General features: G+C 30.5%; 1 protein-coding gene. It reads right to left on the minus strand.

From position 1 onward, the window contains the following. On the minus strand, positions 1-393 hold a 393-nt coding region (locus tag SB679_RS23210), incomplete at both ends, for an ABC transporter transmembrane domain-containing protein (protein ID WP_410704647.1).

The raw sequence follows: 393 nt of genomic DNA on the forward strand, positions 1-393 counted from the left end.
TATACCTGAAGCTTTTCCTGCTCTCCTTTTTCTTCTTCTTCATAATAGTTCACATCTTCCAGTCTTTCTAAGCTTAATTTGGCTGCCTGCAATGATTTGAAGAAAACGATTAACTGGTCAATAGGAGAGTTTAATTGTCCTATAATGAAAGAGATACTTAATAGCATTCCTAATGTCATTTCTCCTTTTATTACAAGAGATGCAGCCATAAAGGTTACTAAAATATTTTTCACCTGGTTCAAAAATGCAAATCCTGAACTTTGTATCTGATCTATTTTTAGTAATTCTGAACTTACTTCATAAATCTTATTTTGAATTTCTTTCCAATTTTCTCTTTGGTGCTCTTCATATTGATTAATTTTAATCTCAGAAATTCCTTCTACAATTTCATAG

This window comes from Chryseobacterium sp. SIMBA_029 (genome assembly GCF_046535275.1).
In the GTDB taxonomy this organism is placed as follows: Bacteria; Bacteroidota; Bacteroidia; order Flavobacteriales; family Weeksellaceae; genus Chryseobacterium.